General features: G+C 56.4%; 14 protein-coding genes and 1 riboswitch. Of the genes, 8 read left to right on the top strand and 6 right to left on the bottom strand.

Annotation, left to right across the window (positions count from 1 at the left end; all coding sequences use genetic code 11):
- Positions 1-204: 204 nt before the first annotated feature.
- Positions 205-417, bottom strand: coding sequence for a hypothetical protein (locus P8935_RS15050; protein WP_348261118.1), 213 nt, complete (start codon positions 415-417; stop codon positions 205-207).
- 258 nt (positions 418-675) lie between these two features.
- On the opposite strand from P8935_RS15050, the gene P8935_RS15045 reads away from it, so the two are divergent.
- The 5 genes from P8935_RS15045 to scpB all read left to right on the top strand — a co-directional run bounded on the left by P8935_RS15045 (position 676) and on the right by scpB (position 5,477).
- Positions 676-2,274: an ATP-binding cassette domain-containing protein gene (locus P8935_RS15045; RefSeq protein ID WP_348261117.1), complete on the top strand. Its 1,599-nt coding sequence runs from the start codon at positions 676-678 to the stop codon at positions 2,272-2,274.
- A gap of 79 nt (positions 2,275-2,353) precedes the next feature.
- Positions 2,354-2,459, top strand: a riboswitch (Fluoride riboswitch).
- 199 nt (positions 2,460-2,658) lie between these two features.
- The gene (gene crcB / locus P8935_RS15040) at positions 2,659-3,036 is read left to right on the top strand and encodes a fluoride efflux transporter CrcB (RefSeq protein WP_348261116.1); all 378 of its coding nucleotides are present in this window, start codon (positions 2,659-2,661) and stop codon (positions 3,034-3,036) included.
- 117 nt (positions 3,037-3,153) lie between these two features.
- Positions 3,154-3,717: a ferritin family protein gene (locus tag P8935_RS15035; protein WP_348261115.1), complete on the top strand. Its 564-nt coding sequence runs from the start codon at positions 3,154-3,156 to the stop codon at positions 3,715-3,717.
- Between the two features lie 155 nt (positions 3,718-3,872).
- Complete coding sequence (locus P8935_RS15030; RefSeq protein ID WP_348261114.1) at positions 3,873-4,469, top strand: ferritin family protein; 597 nt, start codon at positions 3,873-3,875, stop codon at positions 4,467-4,469.
- Positions 4,470-4,685: 216 nt separating this feature from the next.
- The gene (gene scpB, locus P8935_RS15025) at positions 4,686-5,477 is read left to right on the top strand and encodes a methylmalonyl-CoA decarboxylase (RefSeq protein WP_348261113.1); all 792 of its coding nucleotides are present in this window, start codon (positions 4,686-4,688) and stop codon (positions 5,475-5,477) included.
- Between the two features lie 6 nt (positions 5,478-5,483).
- On the opposite strand, the gene P8935_RS15020 is transcribed toward scpB, so the two are convergent.
- From P8935_RS15020 to P8935_RS15005, 4 genes are all read right to left on the bottom strand, one after another.
- Positions 5,484-5,621: a hypothetical protein gene (locus tag P8935_RS15020; protein WP_348261112.1), complete on the bottom strand. Its 138-nt coding sequence runs from the start codon at positions 5,619-5,621 to the stop codon at positions 5,484-5,486.
- Positions 5,622-5,762: 141 nt separating this feature from the next.
- Positions 5,763-7,439 carry a SulP family inorganic anion transporter gene (locus P8935_RS15015; protein WP_348261111.1) on the bottom strand — a complete coding sequence of 559 codons (1,677 nt, stop codon included), beginning with the start codon at positions 7,437-7,439 and terminating at the stop codon, positions 5,763-5,765.
- Between the two features lie 90 nt (positions 7,440-7,529).
- Entirely contained in the window at positions 7,530-7,982 is a 453-nt protein-coding gene (locus P8935_RS15010; RefSeq protein WP_348261110.1) for an N-acetyltransferase, read from the bottom strand.
- Between the two features lie 229 nt (positions 7,983-8,211).
- Positions 8,212-9,246: an ATP-dependent 6-phosphofructokinase gene (locus P8935_RS15005; protein ID WP_348261109.1), complete on the bottom strand. Its 1,035-nt coding sequence runs from the start codon at positions 9,244-9,246 to the stop codon at positions 8,212-8,214.
- 218 nt (positions 9,247-9,464) lie between these two features.
- Here P8935_RS15005 and P8935_RS15000 point away from each other — a divergent pair, with 218 nt between their 5' ends.
- The gene (locus P8935_RS15000; RefSeq protein ID WP_348261108.1) at positions 9,465-10,121 is read left to right on the top strand and encodes a hypothetical protein; all 657 of its coding nucleotides are present in this window, start codon (positions 9,465-9,467) and stop codon (positions 10,119-10,121) included.
- On the opposite strand, the gene P8935_RS14995 is transcribed toward P8935_RS15000, so the two are convergent.
- Entirely contained in the window at positions 10,054-11,853 is a 1,800-nt protein-coding gene (locus P8935_RS14995; RefSeq protein ID WP_348261107.1) for a long-chain fatty acid--CoA ligase, read from the bottom strand. The genes P8935_RS15000 and P8935_RS14995 overlap by 68 nt on opposite strands.
- Positions 11,854-12,094: 241 nt before the next feature.
- Between P8935_RS14995 and P8935_RS14990 the strand changes: the two genes are divergently transcribed.
- Complete coding sequence (locus tag P8935_RS14990; RefSeq protein ID WP_348261106.1) at positions 12,095-13,465, top strand: GGDEF domain-containing protein; 1,371 nt, start codon at positions 12,095-12,097, stop codon at positions 13,463-13,465.
- Positions 13,466-13,572: 107 nt separating this feature from the next.
- A complete protein-coding gene (locus P8935_RS14985) occupies positions 13,573-14,904 on the top strand; it encodes a GGDEF domain-containing protein (RefSeq protein ID WP_348261105.1) in 1,332 nt (443 codons plus the stop codon).
- Positions 14,905-14,931: the final 27 nt, after the last annotated feature.

The following is a 14,931-nucleotide window of genomic DNA, read 5'->3' as shown; positions in this document are numbered from 1 at the left end:
ATTTGAAGCAGCGATGACAGACCGCGGAAGTGGAATTCCACTCCGACCGGTGTTACTACCCTGTCTTTCCAGTCTTGCGGGGAAGGTGCAACGGATTGAATGCCGACGGTTCGAGTGATGACGAACCACAAACCCTCGGATTGATCCGGTCTTGATGGTCTCAGGGACCTTTATTTACTTGTTGAGCGGCGAGGCCCGGAATTTTCAAAGCCCGCTTAAGAGAGCATCTTTCAAAAAGTATTCAAAATGGAAAAACACCGCAAGTGCGATGTGTTTGCGCTCTTTGACGGTTCGCCCCAGATGGAAGTTGCTTTCTTTTTTCTGGATTGAACAATCGTTTGTATCAAAACTAAATCCTTTTAGCGGAAAGGAAGCCCCAGAAGGAAAGTACAACGCAAGTTCCCTGGGCTTCGCCATCACTTGCGCAACATAAGCAAATTGAATGCCAAAGAGTTCTTAAACGACCTCACCACGCTAAGTTCATGCTCTATTGAAAGATTGGGGCACTCCAGGCGTTGGGCGGCGACCGAGCGGTTATGAGAAACTGGAAGTGCAGCAGTCTAACGGGATCAAATCCGTAATCGCGTATCCCGAAACTCTGAGCCAATTCAAAAATTGATCGGGCCAGCGGCGCCAAGGTTCCGCTGTGGCTCGCCTACAGGAAAACGAAACGAAATGCTGAGTGTAAGCAATGTGTCGATGCGCTATGGCGCAAAAGTGCTTTTCGAAGATGTATCCGTGAATTTTACGCCGGGACGGCGCTATGGGCTAACGGGACCGAATGGCTCAGGCAAATCCACTTTTATGAAGGTGCTGACCGGCGAGTTGGAAGCGCAAAAAGGGACGGTGGTGCGGCCGCGTAAATTCGGCGTGCTGCGGCAGGATCAGTTTGCATTTGATGCCTATCGCGTGATTGACACCGTCATCATGGGAAACAAGCCCCTTTGGAGCGCGCTCGAAGAACGGGACCGCATTTACGAGAAGGCGGAGCTGAGCGATGCGGACGGCATGCGGCTGGGCGAACTGGAAGGCGTAATCGGCGACGAAGATGGGTACACGGCGGAGGCGGACGCTGCCATTCTGTTGGATGGCCTGGACATCACCGAAGATCTGCACGAGCGCAAGATGGGCGAGTTGCAGGGTGGACAGAAAGTCCGCGTGTTGCTGGCACAGGCCCTGTTCGGAAAGCCTGAAGCGCTGCTGCTGGACGAGCCGACCAACTATCTCGATCTCGATTCCGTGCACTGGCTGCAGGATTTTCTGAACCAATACAACGGAACCCTGATTGCAATTTCGCACGACCGGCATTTTCTGAACAGCGTGACAACGCATACTGCGGATATCGATTACCAGACCATCATCATTTACAGCGGCGGGTACGACGAGATGGTGATGGCGAAGACGCAGATTCGTTCCACCCTCGAGTCACAGAATGCTCAACGCGACAAGAAGATTGCGCAGTTGAATGAATTCATCGCGCGATTTGCGGCGGGCACGCGGTCATCGCAGGTGACGAGCAGGCGCAAAGAAGTGGAGCGGCTACAGACGAACGAGCTGGCACGGTCAAACATTCAACGGCCCTACGTTCGTTTTGACCAGATTCGTCCGAGCGGGAAGCACGTGCTGGAGTTCAAGCACCTGACCAAGTTGTACGACGACAAGAAGGTCATCGATGGATTCACTGCGAATGTTCTGCGCGGAGAAAAGATCTGCTTGATGGGGCGTAACGGCGCGGGCAAGACCACGCTGCTGAAAAGCCTTCTGGCCAATTATCCCGGACTTGCTGACAAGGATTTCAGTTTGGATTCAGGCGCTGTTTTTTGGGGACACGAAGCGCAGATTGGCTATTTCCCGCAGGATGTTGGTTCACTGATTGAGCACGGACTAACAGTGGCGGAGTGGCTGCATCGCTGGAATCCCGCTGCGCATGTGGAAGAGATTCGCGGAATCCTCGGGCAGATGCTTTTCTCGGGCGAAGAGGGCGATAAGCAGACCAAGGCGCTCTCGGGTGGCGAGCAGGCCCGGTTGGTGTTCTGCAAACTGATCCTGACCAAGCCGAACATTCTGATTTTTGACGAGCCGACGAACCACCTGGATCTCGAAGCGATCAACGCGCTGAATATTGCGCTGCAACGATTTGAAGGCACTGTGCTGCTGGTAACGCACGATCACGATCTGATCGATGAAGTGGCGACGCGACTATGGAACTTCAAGGCGGATGGGATTGAGGATTTTCAGGGTCCGTATGCGGAGTGGAAGGGGAAGCACAACTAGTAGCCTTTCACCTCTCCAACGGCTGCAGTCGCCTGATGGTTACTTGACACCGAAATGCATCCGCCCGTGTAATAGAGGTAGTGGTAGCGGTGATGGAGTTCACCGCGCAGCTTGGCAAGTACGGCTCTGCTGTTAACCGCTGTCCCCTTCCGCGTGGCCGGACAGATGATGACTCCTGACAGGCGATCCTGTCGGGGAGTCACGCCCGGAGCGATCCCTGCAAATCTTAGGTGAGAGATGTGTACGATGGCCGCGAGGCTTTGGCTACCATCATTCGTGCTTTCCCAACCATGACAGCCAAAAGCGCTGCCATGGATGGGGCACCCAGAGCACGGTTTTGGGTGCGAAAAAAATGCAACGCGTGCTCTTGGTGGAGGGACGAACTTGCAGAAGTACGTACTGATTGCCGTTGGCGGTGCGCTCGGTTCGATCGCGCGCTACTGGGTAGGCTCTTCGATCGCGGGTCGAATGGGAATTCGGTTTCCCTACGGCACGCTGATCGTAAACCTCACTGCATGCGTAATTATCGGGTTTTCGATGACCTACCTGGGCAGGCGGGCAGATATTAGTGCGGCCTGGAGGTTCTTGGTGCCGGTAGGGTTTATCGGTGCCTATAGCACCTTCTCAACGTACGAGTGGGAGACACTTTCAACCATGCGCGCTGGAGCTTTCGGGATTGCGGCTCTGTACGCGGCGGGCAGCTTTGTGCTCGGGTTGGCCGCAGTTTGGGGTGGATCGCTCCTGGGAGAGATGATGCCGTGAGGGGTTTCGCTGCATCGAATCCGGGTTTGGCACTCCGCCTGTGATGTTAATCACGGTGGGTACAGAAGTACGACCCTACACTTGCACCATAGTTCAGTTAAAGAAAGACGGAGAGCTATGGTTGCCACCGAGGACGAGAGTGCAGTCAGCAATTTGCTGGCTGCCTATGAAGGCGAGCTAAATGCGCATGCGCGTTACAAAGCATTTGCCGTAAAGGCTGAGGCTGAAGGAATGAATGGCGCGGCGAGCTTGTTTCGTGCGGCAGCACGCGCAGAACAGATTCATGCCAGCAACCATGCGCGGGTGCTCCGTCGAATGGGGGGCGAAGCAACCGCCGAAATCCGTCCCTTTCGTGTGAAGTCGACTCTGGAGAACTTGAAGACGGCGCTCGGTGGTGAGCAGCACGAAATCGATAAACTCTATCCTCAGTTTCTGATACAAGCATCCTCGCAGCTGGACACGGCGGCGGCCCGGTCGTTCGTATGGGCAATGGAAGCGGAGAAAACGCACGCGCGTCTTTATGAGGATGCGGTGGTCGCGATGGAGGCGGGGCCCGGATGGACGCAGGAACAACTCGAATTTCACGTGTGTACCCTCTGCGGCTATACCGCAAAGAATCAGGAAGCCGATAACTGCCCAGCATGCAATTTCGTTTGGGACAGGTTCGAACGGATTCGTTAAAACGACGAGTCTAAGCCCCCAGTATTTCGATTTCATTTCACCGGCAGCAATGGCGACTCCTACGCTTTCGATCGGTTTCCGATCGTGATCGCTCGTGATCTGCATCACCTCGCAGCACCGCTTTGCATCTAATGTTTTGAGGGTGGGTGCGGGCCATGGCGACGGATCGAATGTTTGCTCACGTGGTTGGAGTGGAAGATCTCACGGTGATTCGGAACCTTGAGACGGCCTATGAGGAAGAGACCAAGAACTGCGCTGCTTACAAGGCATACGCAGTGCGGGCAGACGAAGAGGGATTTCCAGGGATTGCGAGTCTATTCCGCGCTACATCACGAGCCGAACAAATCCATGCCGGCAATCATGGGCGAGTGCTGCGGCATATGGGCGGATCGACGATGACCGACGTTCCCCTGCCGCGAGTGGACGGTACACTTGAGAACCTGAAGGCGGCCCTGGTTGATCAACGGTTCGAGGTAGATTATCTCTACCCAGCATTTCTGGTCGCTGCAGTTCCCCTATTTGATTCGACGGCAATCCGCAGTTTTCATTGGGCTCTTGAAGCCGACAAGTCGCATGTTCGGATGTACAGCGATTTGATATCGCGGGTTCAGGCCAACGGCAGTACAGGATGGGAATACGCGCCACATGACTTTTTGGTGTGTGGCCTTTGCGGCTTTGCTGCGGATACAGTTGAGAGCGAGAACTGTCCGGCTTGCAATTATTTCCGTGAAAAGTTCGAGATCGTTCGATAGAACTTGCTGCCACTCAAGTCTGTTTCAATTCGATTCCAGGTTTAAACAAACCGCTTTGAACCTGTGCCGCGACACTTCTGGTCCGGAATAGTGAGGCTTATCGTGCCTGACGTGAGTTGATTGCACATTACCCTAGGATGAACTTGCCTTTCCACGTCACAGCGACACCCTTCCAATTTCGTCTACACTCCCCGCGGATCGATTCAGGAGCGCGGCATGGAGACCACTTTCGAACAGCTTGAAGTCGCGATCACCGGCAAGATTGGCGTGATCACGCTCAACAATCCAAGCAAACATCACGCATTGAGCACAGCGCTTATCGACGAGATGTGCGCGGCGCTTGAGGAGATGCTGTATCGCCAGGTACGTGTAGTAATTCTGCGCGCGCCTGCCGGGTCGAAAGTGTTTTCGGCGGGGCACGATGTGCGCGAACTGCCGACCAACGGCCGCGATCCGCTGACCTATGACGATCCGGTGCGACGGGTGATTCGCATGATCGAGTTGTTCCCTGCCCCGGTGATCGCAATGGTGGAAGGCACCGTATGGGGAGGCGCTTGCGAACTGGTGATGAGCTGCGACCTGATTGTGGCGGGAGACGACAGCACCTTTGCGGTAACTCCGGCGAAGCTGGGGATGCCCTACAACATTTCAGGTGTGCAGAATTTTCTGAACACGGGGGGCATGCCGCTCTGTAAAGAGATGCTGTTTACGGCGCAGCCGATGGGAGTGCAGCGGCTGGTTGACCAGGGAATCGTCAGCCATGCCGTGCCGCGTGCGGAGTTGGAGAGTCTGACACGCCGGATGGCCGAGCAGATCGCCAATAATTCACCGCTGGTGATCAGTTTATTGAAAGAAGAATTGCGGTTGCTGTCTGCATCGCACAACCTCGGGCCGGAGACGTTTGAGCGGGTTCAGGCTATGCGAAGACTGGTGTATGACAGTAAGGACTACCAGGAAGGGATCAAGGCATTTTTCGAGAAGCGGGCGCCGCAATTCCAAGGGGAATAAACGATTTTAGGAGTCGGGTCGTTCGGGCTTCCACTGATCGACGGGGTGCGGATCGAGGCGGTCAAGACGATCTGGGCGATTCTCGCGCTCTTCCTGCTCGCGACGTTTTTCTCTTTCTTCGCGTTCTTCTCGGCCGTCGCTCATGGGTCCTCCCTCGTTACAGTGTAAGACCTGATGCGGTTAATGTTCATCGTGCGATCCCACCCATAACGCGATAAAGCTGCCTTATGGATGGGGGCGCCCACGCTTATATTGAACGAAACAAGAGCGGGAAAACTGGGTGCTTTAGCTGGCGATCGCGGCGCGGGATTCGTAGACTTCTTTGGCGCGGTCGAGGGCGGCCTGAATGTTCGGCATGATGTTCTCGCGACCAACGTGATCGAGAAAGCGAGGCTTTTGTAGGAGCATGGAAGGCTGCTCCATGGCGCCACACAGCAGCAGTGTTCGGCCGGATTCAGTTAGGCGTTTGGCGAAGGACTCGATGGCGTGAATGCCGGTGGCATCGATGGCGGTCATGTTGCGCAGGCGGAGGATTACAACAGGCTCGAAGACTTCTACGTTGGAAGTGGCCTCGAGAAGCTTTTCGGTGGTCCCAAAGAGAAACGGACCGTGAATGCGGAGAAGCGTGACGTAGGGCGGGATGATCCGCCCCTGCAGCGAGTGAGACAAGCCGTCGCGAATGTAATCGTCTGTGACAGGAGTGACGGTGGTGGTTTCGGCGATGCGGTAGATGTAGACCAGCGCGGCCAGTGCCATGCCAACGCTGACTGCCACGGTGAGGTCGGCAAAGACGGTTAAGGCGAACGTCACAAGCCAGACAGAGATGGCCGTAAAGCCCAGCTGAAGGATTCCGGGGATTTCTCGCCACTCTCCCATGTTGTAGGCCACGACAAAAAGAACAGCAGCCAGCGTGGCCAGCGGGATGAAGCTGGCGAGGGGCGCAGCTACAAGCAGAATCATCAGCAGTGTGAGCGCATGCACCATGCCGGAGACGGGAGATCGTGCACCAGAGCGGATATTAGTGGCGGTGCGGGCGATGGCTCCAGTGGCGGGAATTCCACCGAAGAGCGGCGAGGTGATGTTGGCGATTCCCTGCGCGACGAGTTCTACGTTGGGGTTGTGGCGGTCGCCGGTCATACTGTCGGCGACAACGGCGGAGAGCATGCTTTCAAGCGCAGCCAGCAGTGCGACGGTGAATGCCGATGGAATTAGCGGAAGGATGTGTTCGGCGTGAAAATCGGGAATGGCAAATGGCGGGAGACCGCGCGGTATGCCTCCGAATCGCGTGCCGATGGTTTCAACCGGCAAATGGAACAAGAAACATGCAACTGTACAGGCGAGCAGCGCGACGATGGATGACGGAACGCGTTTGGTGAAGCGCGGAAGGATCAGCATGATCGCCAGCGTGGCGGCGCCTAACGCAAAAGCCTGCCAGTTGAGGCTGGGCATGTGAGCCAAAAGCAGCTTCATGCGAGGCAGAAATTCGCTGGGGACAGCGCCAACGCGGAGACCAAAGAAGTCCTTGATCTGCGTTGAAGCGATGAGTACGGCGATGCCGTTGGTGAATCCGATTACGACGGGACGGGGGATGAAGCGCACAGCAGAGCCAAGGCCGGTCAGTCCCATGGCCAGCAGGATGATGCCTGCCATTAAAGTCACCATGGCAAGACCGGGCAATCCGAAGCGGGCAACGATACCGGCGACGATAACGACAAAAGCGCCGGTAGGTCCGCCGATCTGGGTGCGCGAGCCGCCAAGCGCGGAGATCAGGAAGCCGGCTACGACGGCCGTGTAGAGTCCAGCCTGGGGCGTCACTCCGGAGGCAATTCCGAAGGCCATAGCGAGAGGCAGCGCCACGAGTCCGACAGTGATGCCGGCTAGCAGGTCGTGAACGAACATTTGCCTGCTGTACTGACGTAAAGACACGACCAGTTTCGGCAGGTTGGGATTGCTGATGGACATGATTGCTGCATCTATTCTAGTTGGTTACGGGAGTGCGGCTCACTGGATTACGGGACGCTGAAGCGCAGGGGTAACCCTTCCCCATTGAGACTAAATGAGAGTTTTTACATAGACGGCTGCGGAGCGATTGCGGGCGTAATAATGATCGACGCGGCCCGACTTGTGGTATCCGCTGCGCTCATAGAGATGGATGGCCGGGGCATTTTCCGCGTCGACGTGTAGCCAGATTTCGATGGCACGCTCGGCGTTGGCAGAGCCTTCGAGACGGCGAAGGAGCTCAGCGCCAATGCCCTTTCCTCGGTACTCGGGCAGGACTTCGATGGTGGCGATATAGGCTACGATGCCGGTGATTTGCGGCGACCATTCAACGATAGCGAAGCCCGCCATCGCAGGACCTTGTTCGGCGATCCAGGTGGCGGCATCTGTCGAATCGAGGAGTTGCCGCATGTAGCGGCGGGTGAAGCGCTGAGGCGGCTGGAAGCAGACTTCCTCGATGGCGTAGAGGTCGTGAAAGTCGTCGGACTGGAAGAGACGGTAATTCATGGGGAAGCGAAGTTGGTTTTTGGTAGCGTCGATCAGCCGAGTCGGTTAACAGGAGGATGAATCCTGAAGGGGAGGATGGCCTCCCATCCTTGACGCGATGATACTGCGTCAAGGATGGGGCACCCCATTCTGCGCTGATAACGAAAGCCCCAGGTCTCAAAATCAAGACCCAGGGCACCCGATCTAACGTCTGATTAGAACTTTACATTTAGCTGGTTGTAGTCAGTTTTTAAACTTTTGCTTCAAGGTTGCGGATTACATCAAAGAAACGCTGATCGAGGCGGCGATTGGTCGCAATGGCTTCTTTGATTGTGATGTCTGTGACATCAAGACCTTTGAGGACGGCGATTCGGCCCCACTTCTTGTCGTGCACCATATCGATGGCGTGCAACCCATAACGCTGACCCAGAACGCGATCGTACGCAGTAGGAACTCCGCCGCGCTGGGTGTGGCCGAGATTGACTGAGCGAGTCTCGAATCCGGTTTTCTTTTCGATCAGGCTAGCGAGGGCTTCACCGATTCCGGAGAGACGCGCGTGGCCGAATGAATCGACTTCCTTCGATCCGATGACCTGTCCGACTTCGGGCAAGTGGCAACCTTCCGCAACGACGACGACGCCGTAGTGCTTGCCGTGGTCGTAGTTGTACTTGAGTAACGCGCAGACGTGGTCGATGTCAATTTCCTTTTCAGGAACGAGGACGACGTGGGCGCCGGCGGCAACACCCGAGGCGTAGGCAATCCATCCGGCATCACGGCCCATAACTTCGACGACGATTACGCGGTTATGGGAATCGGCGGTGGTATGAATGCGATCGATGGCTTCGGTGGCGATCATGACGGCTGTATCGAAGCCAAAGGTCTGATCGGTGCCGTTGATGTCGTTATCGATGGTCTTGGGGACACCGACGGCGTTGATACCGTTGTCGGCGAGGAAAAGAGTGACCGACTGGGTGTCGTCGCCGCCGAGAGCAATGAGGGCATCGATTTTGTTGAGTTTGAGGACTTCCTGCACCTTATCGATTCCGCCGGGAATCTTCTTCACATTGGTGCGCGAAGAGTGGAGGATCGTGCCGCCCTTGAGTTGAATGCCATCGGTGTTCTCAAGCGTGAGAGGGATGAAGTTGTTGTCGAGCACGCCGCGCCAGCCGTTGAGGAAGCCGATGAATTCGTCGCCGTAGGTTTGGATTCCTTTGCGCACGGCCGCGTAGATGACAGCATTCAAGCCGGGGCAGTCGCCACCACCGGTCAATAGAGCAACTCGCATCTTAAATTTCTCCTGATCGAATTCGGGCGGCAGCGCCGCACCGGAGATACCTATATTGGTCGGGCGCGCAGTACTGATCGCCGCTCTCGACGCCTTAACCAGTATAAGCGCGCCTGTAAAGGGCTATAGTGACCGCGCTCACTCGGCTCGAGATAAGCCAGCTGCGAATTAGCTCGGTGGAAAGGCACGCGGGGGTGTTTGAATAGGAGAGTATGTCGATGCCCGGTAGCGGAGCCCTGATCCTGCTGGCGTTTTCGAGCCTGGTTGTGGTTTTGCTGCTGGTATTGCTGCAGCTGACGCGGCTGGGCTTTATCGTGCGGTCGACGATCCCGGATCGGCCGCGACGACGCATGTTCATTGCGTCAGTTTCGTTCCTGATTACCTTTGCGGGCGTGCGTTTGCTGGTGAGAATGATCACGCACAACCATGGGCCATTCAACTGGGTGGTGGTGCGCGGACATCATATCCATCACCTGGTTTGGGGAATCCTCATCCTGCTGCTGGTGGGCTATGGATGGTTGCTCGATCTGGGGCGGAGTCATTCCCCGCTTTCGATCTTCTTCAGCAGGCTAATGAGCGTCAGCTATGGCGCCGGTGCGGCGCTGACTCTGGATGAATTCTCGCTCTGGCTCAATCTCGATCCGAATGACTACTGGTCGCGCGAAGGGCGCATGAGCATCGACGCGGTCATCCTCTTTGGGAGCATTCTTGCGGTGGGAGCGTGGGGCGCGCCGTTCTTCCGGGGATTACAGATCATGTGGAGCAAGCGCGGAGTTTTCCGAAAAGAGATCGGGCGACTCGAGACACCTATTCGGCGCGCGCGGTTGCTTCGTCCGCGTAGAGCTCGTCGATCACCGCCGCGTACTTGGCACTGATCACACGTCTCTTGAGCTTCATCGATGGGGTGAGCTCGCCGGTATCCTGCGACCATTCATCGGCAACCAGGCGAAAACGTTTGATGGTTTCGAAGTTGGCGAGCCCTGCATTGGCTTCGCGCACGACTTCGCCATACAGCGCGAAAACGCGGCTGTCGGCTACCAAGGCGCGGCGATCGGAAACTTCCATACCCGCATGGTTAGCCCAGGACTCCAACGCGGCGAAGTTGGGCGAAATGATCGCCGTAATGAACTTGTGCTTGTCGCCAATAAGCGCAACCTGACCAACCATCACGGAATTCTTCAACTTGCTTTCGATGGGCTGCGGCGCAACAAGTTTGCCGCCGGAGGTTTTGAGCAGCTCTTTTTTGCGATCGGTGATGTAGAGAAATCCATCGTCGTCGAGGTGGGCGATATCGCCCGTCCGAAACCAGCCGTCAGCGTCGAAACACTCGGAATTCGCCTGGGGCTTATGCCAGTAGCCAATGAAAACGGACGGGCCTCGGACAAGGAGTTCGCCATCGTCGGCAAATTTGAGTTCAACGTTGGACAGCGGTTTTCCGACGGCCCCCATGCGCTGCGTCGCAGGATTATTGAGGGCAATGACCGGTGAAGTTTCGGTGAGGCCGTACCCCTCCCAGACGGCAATGCCTGCAGAGGCAAACCATTTTGCAGTGTCGATACCGAGGGGCGCGCCGCCGGAGACCCAGACTTTGACGCGACCACCGAAGGCTTCACGAACCTTGCCATAGACAAGCTTGTTGGCAAGCTTCCAAAAGAATGAAGAAGGTTGATGGCCGGCGTAAACGCTGTCGCGGTGGCGCGCACCTACGCTAAGCGCCCATGCCAGAAGCCGTTTTTTTACAGGCGAGGCTGCCGATTTCTGCTCGACGGCCTGGCGAATTTTCTCGTAAACGCGCGGAACGCCAACAAAAACGGTGGGGCGAATCTCCTTCATAGCCTGGGGCAGCTTGTCGAACTGGGAGCAATAAGCGACCTGTGCGCCGTGGCCGTACATCACGTAGTCGAGTGCGCGCGCGGTGATGTGCGACAAGGGGAGAAACGATATGCACGCGTCAGTCTCATCGAAATGAAACTCGCGAGCGGCAATATTCTGGTTGCATGCAATGTTTCCATGGGTGAGCATGACGCCTTTGGGCTCGCCGGTGGTTCCCGATGTGTAGATGAGAGTGGCAAGGTCGTCTGGCTCGACGGAGCGCACGAGAGCGTCAAAAACCGGATCGCGGTACGGCCCGGCATCATCACCGCCGGAAAGAATTTTGGAAAACGCGATGGCGCCTTCTGGAGCTTCGTGATCCATGATCAAGATCCGTTCCAACTGCGTCTGGGAGCGAACGGCGTTAAGCTTTTCGAATTGCTGCCGGGTGGAAACCACTGCAATACGGCAGCCCGCGTCGGCCAGGAGGAGGGCAATCTGATCGCCGGTAAGCGTCGGATAAACGGGGACGTTGACCGCATTGATGGCGAGAATGGCGAAGTCGGCCACGGCCCATTCCCAGCGGTTTTCGCCGATGAGGGCGATGGTGTCGCCTTTTTTTGCACCCCAGCTTAAGAAAGCCTCGGCCAATGTGTGGACCCGCTGGTAGATCTGATCCGAAGAGAGGGGTTGCCAACTGCCGAACTCGTCCTGCCAGAGGATCGCGCGAGGGTTTCTGGCCCCTGTAACGCGGCAGAAGAGGTCGTTAAGGGTGGAAAGCGGAGCGGGTGTCATGTCAGGCGTTCTTTTCGTTCAATAGGTTGAATTCAGGTCAAGGGAGAGTGTAACAGTGAGAGGATGCGGCATGGGTCGAGGGCTGGAATGCCCCGGGATCGGGCAGGAGAGCATAAGCCCCTGTGTTCTGCAAGGTTTCGGGACAAACTTCCGTTTTAAATGAACCAGTTTGGTCATACAGAGAGCAGGTCGGATTGCGATAAGATCACTCCAGCCAAACGCATCTTTTGCCGCCTACGCCATGCCTCTGCGCACTGCAACCCTGCCTCCCGGAGAGCCGGACCCGGCTCTCGTCGAGAAGCTTGCGGTCGTGCAACAGGTCTGCCTGGGGATAGTGGCGCTGATCGCCCTCACGGTTTTTTCCAGTTGGATCTATCCACCATTTGCGACCTATTTGCCCGCATTTGCAACGCGGATGAGTATCCCCATGGCTCTGACGGTTTTGCTCTGCGCGCTAAGTCTAGCAATCTCGGAGCCTGGAAATCATCTTTCGCTTCCCCGGGCGGCACGATACATCGCAGCGCAGGCGGGAATTTTGGCAGTCCTGATCCTGCTCGAGTCTACCTTCCGGCTCTTTCCTGCTGTGGATACGCTGCTGGAGGCGGATAGAGCCCCGGGCAATACCGGCGGACTTCCGGTGCACTCGCCGACCGCATTTGTGCTGCTGAGCCTGGCAATGATGTTGGTAAACAGCAGCGGGGCATTTCTAAAGCGCGTCGCGGACGGTTTGGTCCCGCTGATGTGCCTGATGACGCTCGTACTTCTGAGCGAGAACATGTTTGGCGCCGTTGGGCTTCTGCGGCTGTCAGCGGACAACATGATTTCGCCACTGATTTTGACCTGCCTGGTGCTGCTGACGTGGGTCGTTGCTATGAGGCAAGCTGCGCAGGGTGTATGGTCGATTTTTGTGGGTGCCGGGATCGGCAGCAGGATCGCCCGTGGTTTCGCGCCGGTGCTGCTCGTAATTCCCTTCCTGATTGAAGTAGCGCGAACGCGGTTCCTCCTCAAGGACCTGGTGCCGGAGCAATACGGGGCAGCTATTTTGACATCGCTGGCGGCGGGGCTCTCGATGGTGTTGTTGCTGGTGCTCGTCTGGCGCATCAATTCCATGGAAAAAGAGATCCACGACCTGACCCTCCGCGACGAACTCACCGGGCTTTACAACATGCGCGGCTTTTACCTGCTCGGCGAGCAGACATTGCGGCTGGCGCAACGCGCGGAGCTTCCCTTCTCGGTGTTGTTTATTGATCTGGACGGTTTGAAAAAAATCAATGACGACCTGGGCCACAACATGGGCTCCTCGTATCTGGCGGAGACCGGAGAAGTAGTGATGGCCTGCTTCCGCGAGACGGACGTGAAAGGCCGCTTTGGCGGCGACGAGTTTGTGGTTGCTGGGCAATTCAGCATGGTGGGAATTGAACTCGCTGCGTCGCGATTGAAGTCGATGGCGGAACAACGCAACGCAGCGGTAACAAGGAAGTATCCGCTGAGCCTGAGTGTTGGGTATGTGACGCTCGACCACCCTTCGACGGAGAGTTTGAAGGAACTGGTGCGGCGTGCCGATGAGGCGATGTACCGGGAGAAGCGAAGCAAAAAGGTGGCGCGGGCGTGAGGGCTCAACTGCGCGCTTGAGGCGTTCGCAATGTTTGGGATGCTGGACTGCTTTTGAATCTGGATGTGAATGGCTATTTGAACAGAAAGATCCGTTAATCGAACTGCATGAATGAGAATGCTCCAGATACGTTGAACGTGCTCCCCGATCCGAAACTTTTTCGCGCGGCGCGATCGCTGCAACGTGTCTGCTTGATTCTGGCTGCGATGAGCATTCTATTCGGGCTGCTGCAGTTATTGGGAATCGGCGGTTCGGCTGCGGCGGCACGTGGCGCTGTGCCTCTTTTTGTGACGTCATTGCTGTGCGGATTGAGCCTCACGCTATCGGGAACAGAATTGGATGGCGCTGTATTCAGCTATGCGACGCGAGCGGCGAACCTCCTGGCGATCTTTGCAGCGTCGGTAGTGGTTTTCTGGAGTCGTGCGGGAAACGTGGCCTCGCAATCCCAGCAGATTATCTTTCCTCCGGCGCGGCTCGCATTTGGTTTTGTTCTGCTGACCTTGATCGTCGTCTTGATCGACAACCAGAACTGGCTGATTAATCGCATCGTTGATGGGGCAATGTGCTGCCTCTGTCTTCTGGATCTTCTGCTATTTGCGGATGCGGTCTACGGCAACTTCAGACTATTTGGGGCTAACTCAACCGAACATAACGCACCAGCTTTTGCCTGCTTGATTGCACTGACGGTTGTGGTGACCATGCGTCAGGCGGAGCGAGGCGTTTTCTCTATCTTTCTAGGCGCTGGAATAGGAAGCAACCTGGCGCGTATCTTCGCACCTATTTTGCTGTTGCTTCCTTTTGCCTGGGAGACGCTGAACGCGTGGATGAACCGGAACGGGGCAAGCCATCTTAATGCGGCGCTGCTTGGATCGGCGGCAGTCGCTGTTGCGGTCGGCATCCTGCTCTTTTTTTCCTGGCGTATCAGCAAAATGGAGAACGAGATTCACGACTTGATTCTGCGCGATGAAGCGACGCGGCTCTATAACTTCAGAGGCTTTCACATGCTGGCTGAACATGCGTTGCGACTGGCGCAACGAACGAATGTCCCATTCTCGGTATTGTTCGTGAATCTTGAAAACCTGGCGCAAGTTCATTCGGAACTGGGCCCCGATGCTTCAGCCGCGGCGTTGCGCGAGACTGGCGAGATTCTGAAGGCGACGTTCCGCGAGTCTGACATCAAGGGACGGATCGGCGGAGACGAATTCGCGGTAGCGGGCCAGTTTGATCGCGCGGGCATCTCGGTGGCTGCAATGCGGCTAGAGGCTGTTGCGGCAACGCGAAATGCCAGGAGCGGACGGATGATTCCGTTGCAGTTGAGCATGGGCCACGTGACGACTTCCGGCGGCAGCACGCAAGAGACACTCAAGGAGATGCTTGAGCGTGCCGGGCAGATGCGCAATCGACAAGAAAGTCTGATGAAAGAGATGCTGGTTAACTAAACAGACCTCTCCGCCACATTACTTGCC

This window comes from Telmatobacter sp. DSM 110680 (assembly GCF_039994875.1).
Lineage (GTDB): Bacteria > Acidobacteriota > Terriglobia > Terriglobales > Acidobacteriaceae > Telmatobacter.
Note: the sequence above shows the minus strand (reverse complement) of the source record. Positions and strands in the feature narration are given on the sequence as shown.